The sequence below is a fragment of the Halopseudomonas salegens genome (genome assembly GCF_900105655.1).
Classification (GTDB): Bacteria; Pseudomonadota; Gammaproteobacteria; order Pseudomonadales; family Pseudomonadaceae; genus Halopseudomonas; species Halopseudomonas salegens.
The window spans coordinates 1,643,954-1,658,852 of sequence record NZ_LT629787.1 but is presented as its reverse complement, the minus strand read 5'-3'; the positions used below and the strand labels follow the sequence as shown (position 1 = coordinate 1,658,852).

The following is a 14,899-nucleotide window of genomic DNA, read 5'->3' as shown; positions in this document are numbered from 1 at the left end:
GAGGTTTTTAGCGATGCTGCCGGGTTGCGAATGGAACATGCAGCGGGCATGCCGGGTTGGAGGGTTTATCCCCAGTGGATCACACCCGGATAACCAATTTCGCTGTGTAAAGGCAATATACCGCTCGCCTCACTGGTTAAAAGTTCTGTAGCCGTACTGGCAATAGTGGCTTTTTTGTATCATCATCAAACTTACTGCAGTATCGCAGTCCCTTCTTGAGGCAAGGACGCCGGGTTATCTTTCCCTCGTTTTGCTAACAGTTGGGCGGATGTTTTCGCAACGAGCGATAATTTAGATGTCCTCATGCTGGAGATAGGCGTGCTAAACCGAATTTCAATTGTTCTGCTGAGCAGCTGCTTTGTAGTGGTCAACTGATACCGGACAGTATTTTAAGTTTTTCTTCCGCCGCTACCGGCGATACACCACCGTTGAACGTATGGGGTCGTTGCTCGTTGTAATAGCCCATCTGTCAACGACGGTTCAAAACTGACCCACTTATCGGCGATATCGTCGGTTTAAAACTGACCCACCCTTGGCGATTAATTGTTGGTTAATAGACCTTGGCTGCTGCCCGAGACCGGCGCGATACCCGCAGCGTTCTTGTCCTTCAAGCGGTAGCTTTCGCCACGGATCTGCACGATATGCGCATGGTGTAACAACCGGTCTAACAGCGCTGCCGTCAAGGTTGTGTCATCGGCGAAGGCATGGGACCACTGCGAGAACGGCAGGTTACTGGTTACGATGACACTGCCTTGCTCGTACCGCTTGGCGATGACATTGAAGAACAGATTGGCTTCTTCGCGGCCAAACGGCAGATAGCCGATCTCGTCGATGATCAGCAGCCGCGGAGCTAGCACGCTGCGCTTCAAGTATTGCTCTAGGCGTTCCTGTTTGCGGGCTGTTGCCAGTTGCAGCATCAGATCGGCTGCGGCGATGAAGCGTGTCTTGATGCCTTGAGCGACGGCTTTGTGACCTAGGCTGATGGCGAGATGACTCTTGCCAACGCCACTGGGGCCGAGGAGTACGACATTCTCTGCTCGCTCTACGAAGGCCAAGCTTGTCAGTTCGTTCAGCTGTTTGCGCGGCGCTCCGCTGGCGAATTTAAAGTCATAGTCCTCGAAGAGCTTGCGCCCAGGGAAGCCGGCAAACTTGAGTAAGGTCTCACGGGAGCGCAGGGACCGTGCGTCCAGTTCCAAGCGCAATAGCTGCTCAAGGAAGTCGGCCAAGGTGTCTTCTTGCGAGGCGCAACGGTCGGCCATGGCTGACCATTCGCTGGCTAACGTGTCGAGCTTTAGGTTCGCGCAGGCGTGTTGGATACGCTGATGTTGCAGGTTCATGGACGTGCCTCCAGCAGCCGATCATAGGTGCTCAGCGGATGCTGGAAGCTCTCCCTGGGCACAGGCCGTGCGGCGGCGGGTATGTGCTCTAAGCCCCGTTTTGCCCGCCGTGGCAATGGCCTGAGCTGGAAGCGCTCCTGATCCAGCAATATCTGAGGCTTGATGCCGGTGGTGCCATGGATACGCTGGTGCGCCACACGCTCGAGCCAGGGACCTATATGGGCATTGGCCGTGGCCACATCCAGCCGAAGCCCAGCCTGATTCAGAGTGGCTGCCAGGGGCGTGATGAAGCTGTTTTTCAAGTAACCATTGAAGCGCTCGACCTTGCCCTTGGTGCGAGCTCTGTAGGGTCGGCAAGCGCGGGCGATAAAGCCATAATCACGCGCAGTCGCCAGCAGTTGCGCATTCCAACGATGCTGGCCTTCGCCGTAAGCATCACGCTCGATCATGATGGTCTTGGCGTTGTCGAACAGGATCTCCTGGGGTACCCCGCCGAAGTAATGGCATGCCTCCTCGATCCCGCGCAGCCAGTCATCCTGACGCTCATGCTCGGAAAACCGGACGTAGGTAGCGCGGCTATATCCCAGCGTGGCGACGAAAGCTTTGATCGTGCGCCGGTGGCGAGAGATGGTCGTGAAATCGACCTGCATTTGCTTGCCTGGAGGTGTCTCGAAACGAACTACCGGATCAGGCACGGCCGTCTTGAACTCGGCGAGATAGTTCTTGAGCTGAGTGATTCCGCCAGCATAGCCACGATCCTGAATCTCGCTGAACAGAACCGTTGCCGGTATCCAGTGCGGTTTGGCCGCCTCGATCCGTGCTAACAGATAGGTTTTGTAGGGCTCTAGCTTTGCTGGGCGAGCAGCCCGGTCCGGATAGCTAGGTACAACCGTCAGATCCCGCAGATACCTCCGCACCGTATTGCGCGACACTCCGAGCTGCTTTGCGATGGCGCGAATGCTGTTGCCTTGGCCATGTAATACATGAATTTCCACGAGTCTCTCCTGAGTCAACATCGGCCGCCGCTCTGGTCATTTGATTAGGCGGCCATTTTGCTTCAGGTGGGTCAATTTTAAGTCGACGTTGGTGGGTCAGTATTACTCCGGCGGTGACACAGTATGAGCTTGAAAGACTGATCAATAGAACTGAAGGACTGGCAAGCATATGCTGGGGTGAGCGTTGCACTTATGTGTTGAATTCAGGTCTGGGTGAATCTCAAACCCGCAGAAATACCCCCATTTTTGTCCTTGGGATGATTTGCAGGTGTAGCTGGATCAGACTTCGTAAATCCAGCACAACAGCATCCTGGCCAAGACCAGGAGCAACTGCTGCTGCGAGGTCTACTGACTGTTGTCTTGCAACCTGTCGGGGAGGCGTCTGGCAATGAGGCGGTCATCAGTCTCGCCGGGTCTGGCAAGCAGCACGGCGTAATCGCGATAGGTTCCGTCTTTGGCTTCATCCAGCAACCAGAGTAGCCATTGCTTCTGATCGTTTGCGGCTTCAGATAGAACCGCGACTAGCCGCAATTCGAAACGCCAATCGGGCGCCTGGAGAGTGATCGACCCGCCCTCAACGGCTGTTTGCCATATGGAGGCCAAATCTTCCAGAGTGCGTTCATCCTCAAGCTGCGGACGCAACGAGGATGCAAAGCTCTGAATATCCAGATGTTGAAATAAATGTTCAGTCTCAGCTGCAATATCCTCCGACTGAATGTATTCAGCATTCCCGGGAAGTGCAGTGAGGGTGTCACACACCAGGTAGGCTTGCAGGTTGGTTCGGTTCGCAAAGTCTTCAGCAGGCAGAGAATATGCGGCTTTCCGTGTGTAATCGATACAGTTGTGTACGACACTTCCATCCTCAAAGACTAACCGTTCCCGGTCCATTTCAAGGTGGTAGCAACGCCGCTCGGCGAAATCCAAAACCTGTGGATTGTTGTAGTGGACAACGTCCTGCGCGGCCAATGAGAAAGGAGTAATAATCAGGCAAAGGACAAAGGATAATTGCGCATAATATTTCATCGGGTTAGCTCCTTCAGCAGGTCTGCCTCTTGACGCGTCCATGGTCAGAAGTCGGAAGTCTACTCTCAGGTCACCGGATGCACCAATGCATGGTGTCGCTTCTCGATGTCTACTGAGGCCTGTTGTATTCTCCGTCAAAACTGCCGATAACCGCGTCGCAACATTCCAGCTGTGATCGCCTGACGCTTCTCTCTAAACTAGCGGTTTTTATCAGTGCTTGCCGCACAAGGAGCTTGCATGACCAACTGGCAATATACCCACATGATTCGCCTCGGCGAACTGGATGCAGTGGAAGTGAGGCATCCGGCATTTATTGCCCGGGTATGCCTGCAGGGTGCGCATCTGGTGCATTTTGCGCCGACTGGGCAGGACAACTGGTTGTGGTTGAGCGAGCAGGTGCAGTTCCTGCCTGGTCGATCCATTCGCGGCGGGGTGCCGATTTGTTGGCCGTGGTTCGGCGTTCCGGAGAAAAACCCGCCTGCCGTTCGTGATCAATTGCGCACTGATGCTGCCCACGGTTTTGCGCGGACGGCCTTGTGGTCTTTGGCGGGGGTTGCGGAGTCTGCGGATGCGGTGAGTGTGCGCCTGGCCTTGTCTGCTGCTGATCTGCAAGCACCCCAGTGGTCAGGCGAGGCGAGGGCTGAATTGCTGCTGACTTTCACCGCCGTGTCGTGCTCGCTGGAACTGGTCACGACAAATCTGGGTGCTTCCCCACTGCATATTACCCAGGCCCTGCATACTTACCTGCCTACGCCGGATATACACAATACCCGCGTGCACGGGTTGGCCGGCTGTCGTTACATTGACACCCTGCAAGAATGGCAGGAATTCGAGCAACGAGGGCCAGTGCGCTTCAGCGGTGAGACGGACCGCATCTACTACAGCAATCCGCAGCAGCCACTGGGTATTTACCACGCCGAGACCTGCGCTGTGCAGCTTGAAGCCAGTGGCAGTCATTCGACCGTGGTATGGAATCCGGGGCCGGAAAAGGCCCAGCGGCTGAGCGATTTCTTGCCAGCGGCCTGGACCCGCATGCTCTGCGTGGAGACGGCCAATGCGCTGGACGACGCTCAGAGCCTGGAACCGGGTGACAGTGCGCATCTGAGCCTGATGATGCGCACCGCGAATTGACGGTGAGGCGTTCACTGCATCAGTTTGGGGCGGCAGGGTCACCCGACTGACTGCAAGCGTGTCTCGCCAAGGTGTCGAAGTGCTTGATTTTCATGGATACATATAGGTGAATTGTTTCTTTTTGAGCAAAATATGAATTTGGCTGTCTTATTGCATAACCAGTAAATGTCTCTTTTGGGTCATGCAATGGTAACTGTGCTGCATGATCATCAGTAAACATGCTTTCCAGTCACGGGTCAGCGAGGTTTATCCGGATGAAACAGTTAAAACCGATCGATTCGCATTTCTTTTATTTCGAGAGCCCCAATCAGCCAATGATGATCGGCAGTCTCTGGTTGTGTGACTCATCCACTGCGCCAGGCGGGCGGCCACGTTACAGGGACATTCTGCAGTACATTGGCGACCGTCTTAATCTGACCTCGTATTTTCGTCGCCGGCTCGAGCAGTCGCCGCTCAACCTGGATGATCCCTACTGGCTGGATGACGAGAATTTTGATCTGGAGTATCACATCCGGCATGTCGGGTTGCCGCAGCCCGGTGACTGGCGCCAGCTGTGCATCTTCACTGCGCGCACCATGTCACGCAGCGTCGACATGGAACGACCACCCTGGGAAATCTACATCATCGAAGGGGTGAACAATGTCGAGGGTCTGCCGGAAGACAGTTTTGCCGTGCTGATCAGGTTTCATCATGCCTATGTCGATGGCAAGGCCAGTTTTGAGCTGACCACCGCGTTGTGGGAAGACTCGCCGACCCATGAGTACGGTCGTCGTGATCGGGTTGAAGTCGCTGAGCGGAGGCCGACCCGGTTGGAAATGTGGGCGCGCACAACACCGCAATTGATGTCGCAGCCCTGGCGATCCTTGCGAGCGGGGATGACTTTTGCGCGCAAAAGTGCCGAGTTGGCGATTCGCTTGCGGAAAGACTCCCGGCCAGCGCAGCACAAGACGCCGAAGACCATATTCAATGTTCCGGTCACACCGCATCGCTCCTATGGCTCGGTGTCGTTCAAGATGCCTGAGCTCAAACGCATGCGCTCTCTGGTGCCGGGGGCCAGCCTGAATGATGTCCTGGTGGCAATTATTGCCGGGGGCATGCGGCGTTACCTGAAGCTGCATAACCAGCTGCCAGCGGAATCTCTGGTGTCGATGTGCCCCGTGTCCTTGCGCCCGGAAGAGGTCAAGGGAGATGTTGGCAACCTGCTGTCGGCTATGTATATAGCGATCGGGACTGATCTGGATGATCCGGTTGACCGCTTGGCTGCGGTGCATCGCCATACCCAGTGGAATATCCCGTTGGCCCGCGAAGTATTGTTTGACCTGACCAATTCAGCCGGCGAAATGCTGCCATCCTATATGCGTGCCATGGGTGTGCATTTGCAGAACCGGGCCAGCATGACCGGGCGTACACCACTGTTCAACACCATCACCACCAATGTGCCGGGGATCTCCGGCATGCAGCCGAAATACTTTGCCGGGGCCAAAGTATGCTCCATTTCACCAATGGTACCGGTGTATGACGGGGTAGCGGTTACCCATGGCATGTTGGGTATTTATGACAGCATGAATATCGGCATTCTGGCCGATCGCAAGGTGGTGCCGGATATTGATGTCTATGTTGACTGCATGAAGGCGTCTTATCGTGAATACCTTGAGAGCACTGAGTACTCCGAATTGACCCGCGCCCACATGGAAAAGGCGAAAAAAGCGCAAATGGCCCGCCTGACGGGTACCGACATGGACAGTCCGACACTGTTGTTGGGGCGCAAGTCCGGTTGATGCCGCGTGCTTCAGACCAGGGCTGAAATAGTGATGTCTTCAGCGAGCTTGAGGGTATTTCGCCCGGCATGCTTGGCCTGATACAGCGCTGTATCAGCCTTGCCGAGGAGGGTGGTGCCGCAATCCTGAGTGCTGGGTATTCCGCACCAGACGCCGACACTGAAATGCTGGGGAATGTTCAGATCGCCGAATTTTGTCGGTGTATTGGCGACGTGGGCGCGTAAATCATCCAGTGCAATGGCTGCTCCTTCCCGCGACGTTTCCGGCAGCAGCAGTAAAAACTCCTCGCCACCATAGCGACCCAATCCATCGGACTGGCGAAGCCGTTGTTTCATCAGGGTGGCGCAGTGCTTGAGTACGGCATCACCCGCAAGATGCCCGTAAACATCATTGATGTTCTTGAAGTGATCAATATCGATGATGGCGACGGCCAGGGTGCTGCCGTTACGACGAGCGCGTTCGATTTCACTGTCCATTTGCTCCATGACGGCACGGCGGTTGGGCAGGTCGGTCAGTGGATCGCGCAGGGCCATATGCTTGAGCACACCTTCGATACGCTCTTTGGACAGCAGTACCAGGCCCAGTGACAGCATCATTACCGTCACAGTGCCGATACTCACGGAGATAGACTGGCGCAAATTGCTGATGTCGTAGCGCATTTCATCAGAGAGTCCGGTCACAATGGCGATGACCCGGATAAGGATGCCGATCAGGCTCGCCACCGCACCGCCAATCAGAAGCAGGTGGGCCCGACCATCAGGTTGTTGATTGTTCTGAGCCCAGAGGATAAGCAGCAGGCATTGCACCATCAGTACACCGGAAGCCGCCAGCCGGCGTGGTTCGCTGGTATCCATCAGCAGAATCATCAACAGGCCGAGGATGATCGGCGGGCCAAATACCGGCAGCCAGGGCACCGCTTGCTGATTGATGCGGAAAATACTCGCGGAATAGAATGCCAGTGCAACGGCCAGCAATGTATTGGGCACGCTGTAAGTCAGCCACATCGGAGCGTGGCCGTAATACATGAAGCAAACGTAGGCGAGGGCATGGGCCAGCAGGCCTGCGCCAGCGGTGAGCAGGCCGTCGCGTTGATTGAAACGGCCGACCACCAGCAGACAGAAAGCCATGATCAGCGCAACCCAGGCCACCGAGGCAAAAATGGTCGGTGTGTGGGCAATCATTTTGACCGCATCCTGCGGAAGAATCGAAGCATGATATGAACCCAGTCCCGGGTTTTCCAGTGTCTGTCTCAGGTATTAACCACCCGGGGCCGGATCACGTCAAGTCTGGCCAGATGAAGGGTTCATAAATCCGCCATGAGGCCAGTTTCATGAAACGGATTCAAGAAGGGTGTTCAGATTGTGAATTTTATTTCATTCTTTCCAGCATCTGACCCATGGCCTGGTGAATGGCGTTGACTGCTTTCAACGGTCGCACCATGACCTTGAAATCAATGATTTTCCCTTCATCGTTCCACTCGATCATATCGACCCCATTGATCAGCACACCCTCGATTTCGGTCTGGAATTCCAATACGGCATGGTTGCCGTCAACCAGTTCGCGCAGGTACTGAAAGTGTCCGGGGGCGTTCAGGGTCTGCATGGCTGCGGTCAGGTAGAGGCGGGTAATGGCCTTGCCGCGCTGCGGGGTGTGGACTACCGGTGAGTGAAAAACCACATCATCGTCCAGCAGGTCGTCCAGCCCGCTCCCATCCTGTTGTTCCACGATACGGTGCCATGCCTGCATTACTGAGCTCATTGGGGATGCCTCGATTGTCAGCTTGTTGTCTGGTTATTCTGGCGCTGGGTAGCCGGGTGAACAAGGCTTATCGATCCGCGTTATGCGTGCGGAGCACTTTGACTGATGCGTTCAGGATCAGACGTAGAGCCCGGCGCAATAACCGGATGACCAGGCCCACTGAAAGTTGAAGCCACCCAGGTGGCCGGTGACATCCAGCACTTCGCCAATAAAGTACAGTCCGGGGTGTTCCCGCGCCTCCATGGTCTTGGAGCTGATTGCCTGGGTATCCACACCGCCCAGGGTCACTTCAGCCGTGCGATAACCTTCGGTACCTGAGGGTTTGACCTCCCAGGCATTCAGCCGCGAGCCGATCTCGCGCAGCAGCTTGTCCGGGCACTCAGCCAGGGGTTTGTCGCCCTGATCGGGCCAGTAGCGATCGAGCAGCTCTTGTGCCAGGGCTTTTGGCAGGGTTTTGCCGAGCCAGGTTTTCAGCTGCGCTTTACTCTGTTGCTTGGCCGTCAGCAGGGCATCACTGGCATCCAAGTCCGGCAGCAGATTGATGCTCAGCCGGTCGCCCGGGTGCCAGTAATTGGAAATCTGCAGCATGCAGGGGCCACTCATGCCGCGATGGGTAAACAGCATGTTTTCCCGAAAGCTGCGGTTGTTGCAACTGACGTCAACGTCCAGCGCCAGGCCGGAGAGGCGCTCACACAGACCTTTCAGCTCGTCGCTGAACATGAAAGGCACCAGGCCGGCCTGGCGGGGCAGCAGCGGCAGGCCGAACTGCTGCGCCAGTTCATAGCCGATACCGCTGCCGCCCAGGGTCGGAATCGATAGCGCGCCGGTCGCCACCACCAGGGCGTCACAATGCAGCGTCTGCTTGTTGCCGTTTTGCGCCAGGTTCAGCTGATAACCTCCGCCCGGCCTTGTCTGCACGTCGCTCACTTCACAGGGATTGCGAACCTCGGCGCCGGCCTCGGCGCACTCATCCAGCAACAGGTTGAGAATGTCCCTGGCGGAATCCAGACAGAACAGCTGACCGTGCTTGCGTTCTTCGTAGGCAATCCCGTGTTTTTCCACCAGGGCGATAAAATCCCATTGGGTATAACGCTTCAGCGCCGACTTGCAGAAATGCGGGTTGGTGGAAATGAAATTGTCGGCAGTGACAAAGTAATTGGTGAAATTGCAACGCCCGCCACCGGACATCAGAATTTTCTTGCCGACCTTGTTGGCTTTTTCCAGCACCAACACCCGGCGTCCGCGTTGGGCCGCAGTAAAGGCGCAGAACAGGCCGCTGGCACCAGCGCCTAGAATGATCACATCGTAATGCTCGGGGTGGGCCACGCAGCGGTATCCTGTCGGTAAGCGGAGAAAATCGCTGCCAATGCTACCGTCTCTGGCGCTCTCTGGGTAGAATCGCGGTTTTTACCTACTCATACAGGATGAAAACAATGGGTCGCGCTTATCAGAACCGCAAAGAATCCATGGCCAAAACGGCAGACGCGAAAACCAAGCTGTACAGCAAGTTTGCCCGTGAAATCTATGTGACCGCCAAATCTGGAAGCCCTGACCCCGACGCCAATCTGGCATTGCGTGGACTGATCGAGCGAGCGAAAAAAGGCCAGGTGCCGACGCATGTGATCGACAAGGCACTGGAAAAAGCCCGTGGAGCGGGTGGTGAAGACTTTGCCGTGGCCCGTTACGAAGGGTTTGGTCCGGGCAACTGCATGGTGATTGTTGATTGCCTGACCGACAATCCCAACCGGACCTTTGCCGATGTGCGCCAGTGTTTTACCAAGACCAAAGCCAAGATCGGCAATGCGGGCAGCGTCAGTCACATGTTTGATCATTGTGCGATTCTGTCTTTTGCTGCTGACGATGAAGAGGCGGTGCTGGAAGCCTTGATGATGGCGGATGTCGATGTCACCGATATCGAGAATGAAAATGGCATGATCACCGTGTTCGCCCCGCATACCGAACACTTCAAAGCCAAACAGGCGCTGGTTGATGCCTTGGGCGAGATTGATTTCCAGGTCGACGAGATCCAGTTCCTGCCGCAGACCAGTACCGAGATAGTGGAAGACGAGATGCCGCTGTTCGAGAAGTTTCTCGATATGTTGAATGACCTGGACGACGTGCAGAACGTATACCACAACGCCGAGCTGTAAATCGGTAATCCCGGTCAGTCCTGTATGAGGCCCCAGAGGCGCTGGCTGGTGAGTCGCTAGACCCGCGCCAGACATCTGATTGCCGCCGCTGCGGCGGCAGTCCGGTTCTCTACCCCCAGCTTGCGAAACACCTGCTCCAGGTGTTTGTTCACGGTCCTTGGACTCATTTCCAGAATCAGCCCGATCTCGCGGTTGGTTTTGCCGTTGGCGATCCACAACAACACATCCGCCTCCCGCCCGGTCACGGCAAACTTCTGTCGCAATCGTTCGGTCGCATCGTCGCTGCTGCTGACATCGACCAGGCGCAGCAGGTTTTCCCGGGGCGATACGCTGGCAAGAAACTCGATGCCGGGGCCACTGCCATCATTGGTCAGGCTCATGTGGTGACCAGCCTGGGGGCTGTGGCCAAGCCAGGTGGCGAGTTTGTCTTCCAGTCGTTGCAGGTCATCGGCCTGGGCGAAGCCGCATTGGGCCAACCGGCGTTGCACCTGGGGTGTGGCCCAGAGCAGGTGCCCCTGGCTATCAATGGCGAACAGGTACTGGCCGGCCTGGTCCAGTGCCATACGGGCGCTCTGGGCCATGCGTGCATTGGCCAGGTGCACTTGCATGCGGGCCAGCAACTCATCGGCATTGATTGGTTTGGTCACATAATCCACCGCGCCGGCATGCAGGCCCATGACCACATGCTCGGTATCACTGAGGCCGGTCATGAAAATGATCGGCACATCGGCCAGTGCCGGGTTTTGCTTGAGCTGGTGGCAGGTTTCAAAGCCGTCCATATTCGGCATCAGGCCGTCGAGCAGGATCAGGTCAGGGGTTATGTTCTGGGTGATGGTCAGTGCTTGTGCACCTTCCAGTGCGACCAGAACGGTCATGCCGGCATGTTCCAGGACATCATTCAGCATGCGAATGCTGTCCAGCGAGTCGTCGACGACCAGGACAGTAGTAGCGTGCTTCTCAGGGACATTCATCAGTAGCTTCCTGCAGGGTTTGCTTGATAGCGTCGAATTGGAAGTTCTCACTCAACAGAATCAGTTGTTGATAGAGGGTGGAGTTATCGCTGTCGCTCTGTTTCAGGTTGTAGAGGGCTTCAAGCAAACCTTTGCGGTGGCCAATGGTAGCCAGTTGCATCAGTTGTGCATGAATGCTGGTTGCCAGCGGGCCGCTGGATGATGCTGCTGCCGGTTCAGTCACCTGCGCCGGGAACAGGCTTTGCTGTTGCCAGTCCAGTGCCAGCAGGCTGCCAATGCGATCAAGCAACTGGGCCAGTTGTACCGGTTTGGTGATGTAGGCATTGTGCTGTGCCGGCTGGTCCGCCAGGTGTGGGTCTTTGCCATCACCGGCATTGGCCGAGACGATAACCACCGGCGTCTGGTGGCCATGTGCACGAATCTGCTGCAACAGCGTCCAGCCGCTCAGGCCCGGCATCGACAGGTCGAGCAGAATCAGGTCGATTGGCGTTTCATTGAGCTTGTCGATTGCGAGCAGCGGGTTGCCCAACTCGCTGATGGTAAAACCGAGGGGCTGCAGCAGGCTGCGCATAAGCTGGCGGTGCACCACGTCGTCATCAATGATCAGGATATGTCGCGTCTTCCCGCTGAAACCGGCGATTCGGGTATCCGTGACTGTGCCGCTGGGCGCTACCACCTGTTGAATGCTCGACAGCAGCAACGACACGCGGAAAGTGCTGCCTTCGCCAGGCACACTGGTGACGCTGATATCGCCGCCCATGATCTCGCAGAGCAGTTTGCTGATGGTCAGCCCCAGGCCGGTTCCCGTGGCAGTCGAGCCGGGCAGCCGCACTCGTTCAAAGGGCATGAAAATGCGCTCCAGGTTGTCTGTACTGATGCCTTCGCCGCTGTCTTGCACCTTGAACTCGGCCACGCCGCTACGGTAGCGGACAGTCAGGCTGACGTCGCCCTGTTCTGTGTACTTGATCGCATTCGACAGCAGATTGATCAGAATCTGCCGCAGGCGTTTCTCATCGGCCTTGACCTGCTGTGGTAGCGGGGTAGGGCAATTGAAACGAAAGCGCAGGCCCTTCTCCTCGGCCTGCAAGCGGAACATGTTGACCAGCTGGTCGAGCAGCAAATCCAGCCGTACGCTGTCCTGTTGCAGGTCCAACCGCCCGGCTTCGATCTTGGAGATGTCCAGCAGGCCCTCGATCAGATCCGCCAGGTACTCGCTGCTGCGACGTATCACCGTCAGCGCACTCTGCCGCTCCGCCGGCATATTCGGATCCTGTTGCAGTAGCTGGGCATACCCCATGACCGCATTCAGGGGTGAGCGCAGTTCGTGACTGATGCCGGTCAGGTAACGGCTTTTCGCCAGATTGGCTGCTTCCGCTTGCTCCTTGGCCTGCTGCAGGGCCTGATCGGTCTGTTCGTGGGCTTCAATTTCTTCCATCAGCAGACGGTTCTGCCGGTTGGATTCTTCCTGTGCTACCCGGCGGCTCTCATGTGCCAGCACAAACAGCCAGCTGATCACGCCGGTGATGATCAGCAGAATAAAGAATACCTTGAGCAGAGTGGCCGCCAGGAGCTGTTGGGTTGCGGCATCCGGCGCGGCGGTTTGTTGATAGATCAATGACAACATCAGCGCGGTAATGCCATTGATCAACAGCAACAGGGCGAAGAAGTGCCCAACACGGGAACCGCTGGGCGGCATCCAGCGCGCCGGAATAACCGCGCTCAGGGTATTGCGAATCTGCTCGGCATAGCCGCCACCGGGTTTGCAGAAATCGTCGCAGCGAGCATCCAGCGAACAGCACAATGAACAGATCGTGCCCCCGTAGGCGGGGCAGCTGGTCATGTCTTCGGGCTCGAAGTGGTTTTCGCAAATGCAGCACTCGACATCCTGGTCACTGTCCGCAGCAATAATGGCCACCGGCCGCGCCAGATAATATCGGCCCTGAGTCAGCCAGGCGATCAAGGGGGCGATCACCAGTGCGGTTGCCAGCGTGATGAAGTGTGCCAGTGCCTGGGGTACCGGGCCGAACAGGCCGGTAAAGCACAGCATGCCGACCAGGGTGGCGGTGAGCATGGCGCCGACACCGACAGGGTTGATGTCATAGAGGTGCGCGCGCTTGAATTCGATGTGCGGGGGCGAAAAGCCCAGTGGCTTGTTGATCACCAGATCAGCCACCAGTGCGCCAGCCCAGGCAATGGCGATAACACCGTAATAGCCGAGTGTTTCTTCCAGTGCACGGTAGACACCCAGCTCCATGACCAGCAAGGCAATACTGACGTTGAACACCAGCCAGACCACGCGCCCCGGATGGCTGTGGGTCAGGCGGGAAAAGAAATTGGACCAGGCGATCGAGCCGGCATAGGCATTGGTGACGTTGATCTTGACCTGGCAGAGAATGACGAAGATTCCTGCCGCTGCCAGCGCCACCTGCGGCGAGCTGGTCAGATAGCCGAAGGCGATCATGTACATGCGTGTCGGGTCGGCCGCTTCGTCCTCCGGCACACCATGACTCAGTGCCAGCACGGCAAGAAAGGAGCCGGCCAGCAACTTGATTGCACCAATAATGATCCAGCCCGGCCCTCCGGCCATGATCGCCGTCCACCAGGCGCGTTTGCCGCTGCGCTTCTGTTCCGGTACAAAGCGCAGGAAGTCGACCTGCTCACCAATCTGGGCAATCAGTGCAAACATGACGGCGGCTGCAGCGCCAAACATCAACAAATTGAAGTCGCCGCTGGCACCGGGTTCTACGCCGGCGAAACTGGTCCAGTTGTCGACTGATTGCACGTCCATCCAGATGATGAACACGAAGGGCACCAGCTGCAGCACGATCCAGAAGGGTTGCGTCCACAACTGAAAACGACTGATCAGGGTGATGCCGTGGGTGACCAGCGGAATGATCACGATCGCACAGATCACATATCCCCAGGCCAGTGGAATGCCGAACAGCAACTCCAGCGCCATCGCCATGATGACCGCTTCCAGGGCGAAGAAGATAAAGGTGAAGGTGGCGTAGATCAGCGAGGTGATGGTCGAGCCGATATAGCCAAAGCCCGCGCCGCGGGTCAGCAGATCACTGTCCACACCGTATTTGGCGGCGTAATAGCTGATGGGTATGGCAGTCAACAGAATGACCAGGCTGACCACCAGAATGGCGTACAGGGCATTGGTGAATCCGTAATGCAGGGTTATGGCACCACCAATGGCTTCCAGCGCGAGAAAGGAAATCGCACCCAGCGCGGTGCTCGCCACGCGCACCGGTGACCAGCGGCGGGCTTTTTTCGCGGTGAAACGCAGGGCGTAATCTTCCAGCGTTTCGTTGGCTACCCACTGATTGTAATTGCGTCTGACACGAAAAATATGTTGCCTGGCGCTCATTCCACTCCCCTCGGCTGCCCATCAATGAGGCGCCGTGCATCCTGCTGCCTCTGCCTGGTGCGCGGGTTTGCGTCCAGGGTGGCCAAAGCCGCCATTGCATGCCTGTTTGCCGCCACATGAACTCCTGCAATCAATTGCCATGCCAGTGTGTATGTATAAATTGTTTCGGCCATGGGTGTCGGCCCGCACCTTCGTCTGGATTGCCGGCCCCGGCTCCTCGCAATGACGGATTGAGCTGTTTGCGCAAGGTCATCCTGCGTCATCGCGAAGGCGCAGCCGGTGGCGATGCAACATCATTTCGCACGCACCTGTTCTACCGGCTAACGCGTGTTACACCAATGCGTCAAATGACGTAGTGCGCTGGGGTATTTGTCGAATGGTGA

The 14,899-nt window shown here is 56.8% G+C and carries 11 protein-coding genes; 3 read left to right on the top strand and 8 right to left on the bottom strand.

What is annotated here, in order from left to right:
* Positions 1-539: 539 nt before the first annotated feature.
* From istB to BLU07_RS07400, 3 genes are all read right to left on the bottom strand, one after another.
* Positions 540-1,337 (bottom strand): IS21-like element helper ATPase IstB, encoded by a 798-nt coding sequence (istB, locus tag BLU07_RS07410; protein WP_092385635.1) that lies wholly within the window; start codon positions 1,335-1,337, stop codon positions 540-542.
* A complete protein-coding gene (gene istA / locus BLU07_RS07405) occupies positions 1,334-2,353 on the bottom strand; it encodes an IS21 family transposase (protein WP_092385633.1) in 1,020 nt (339 codons plus the stop codon). The genes istB and istA overlap by 4 nt, the downstream gene beginning before the upstream one ends.
* A gap of 324 nt (positions 2,354-2,677) precedes the next feature.
* Positions 2,678-3,355: a hypothetical protein gene (locus BLU07_RS07400; RefSeq protein WP_092385631.1), complete on the bottom strand. Its 678-nt coding sequence runs from the start codon at positions 3,353-3,355 to the stop codon at positions 2,678-2,680.
* A gap of 237 nt (positions 3,356-3,592) precedes the next feature.
* On the opposite strand from BLU07_RS07400, the gene BLU07_RS07395 reads away from it, so the two are divergent.
* The gene (locus BLU07_RS07395) at positions 3,593-4,486 is read left to right on the top strand and encodes a D-hexose-6-phosphate mutarotase (RefSeq protein WP_197675083.1); all 894 of its coding nucleotides are present in this window, start codon (positions 3,593-3,595) and stop codon (positions 4,484-4,486) included.
* 254 nt (positions 4,487-4,740) lie between these two features.
* On the top strand, positions 4,741-6,264 hold the full coding sequence (locus BLU07_RS07390) for a wax ester/triacylglycerol synthase family O-acyltransferase (protein WP_157719118.1): 1,524 nt from the start codon (positions 4,741-4,743) through the stop codon (positions 6,262-6,264).
* A gap of 11 nt (positions 6,265-6,275) precedes the next feature.
* Here BLU07_RS07390 and BLU07_RS07385 read toward each other — a convergent pair whose 3' ends face one another.
* The 3 genes from BLU07_RS07385 to BLU07_RS07375 form a co-directional block, all read right to left on the bottom strand.
* On the bottom strand, positions 6,276-7,445 hold the full coding sequence (locus tag BLU07_RS07385; protein ID WP_092385627.1) for a GGDEF domain-containing protein: 1,170 nt from the start codon (positions 7,443-7,445) through the stop codon (positions 6,276-6,278).
* A gap of 187 nt (positions 7,446-7,632) precedes the next feature.
* Positions 7,633-8,010, bottom strand: coding sequence for a nuclear transport factor 2 family protein (locus BLU07_RS07380; protein ID WP_231701704.1), 378 nt, complete (start codon positions 8,008-8,010; stop codon positions 7,633-7,635).
* A 129-nt stretch (positions 8,011-8,139) separates the two neighbouring features.
* On the bottom strand, positions 8,140-9,348 hold the full coding sequence (locus BLU07_RS07375; protein WP_092385623.1) for a BaiN/RdsA family NAD(P)/FAD-dependent oxidoreductase: 1,209 nt from the start codon (positions 9,346-9,348) through the stop codon (positions 8,140-8,142).
* Positions 9,349-9,455: 107 nt separating this feature from the next.
* On the opposite strand from BLU07_RS07375, the gene BLU07_RS07370 reads away from it, so the two are divergent.
* On the top strand, positions 9,456-10,172 hold the full coding sequence (locus BLU07_RS07370) for a YebC/PmpR family DNA-binding transcriptional regulator (RefSeq protein WP_092385621.1): 717 nt from the start codon (positions 9,456-9,458) through the stop codon (positions 10,170-10,172).
* Between the two features lie 56 nt (positions 10,173-10,228).
* On the opposite strand, the gene BLU07_RS07365 is transcribed toward BLU07_RS07370, so the two are convergent.
* The gene (locus tag BLU07_RS07365; protein ID WP_092385619.1) at positions 10,229-11,143 is read right to left on the bottom strand and encodes a response regulator transcription factor; all 915 of its coding nucleotides are present in this window, start codon (positions 11,141-11,143) and stop codon (positions 10,229-10,231) included.
* Positions 11,130-14,516, bottom strand: a complete 3,387-nt coding sequence (locus tag BLU07_RS07360) for a hybrid sensor histidine kinase/response regulator (RefSeq protein ID WP_092385617.1) — start codon at positions 14,514-14,516, stop codon at positions 11,130-11,132. Before BLU07_RS07360 ends, BLU07_RS07365 begins: the two co-directional genes overlap by 14 nt.
* Positions 14,517-14,899 lie beyond the last annotated feature (383 nt).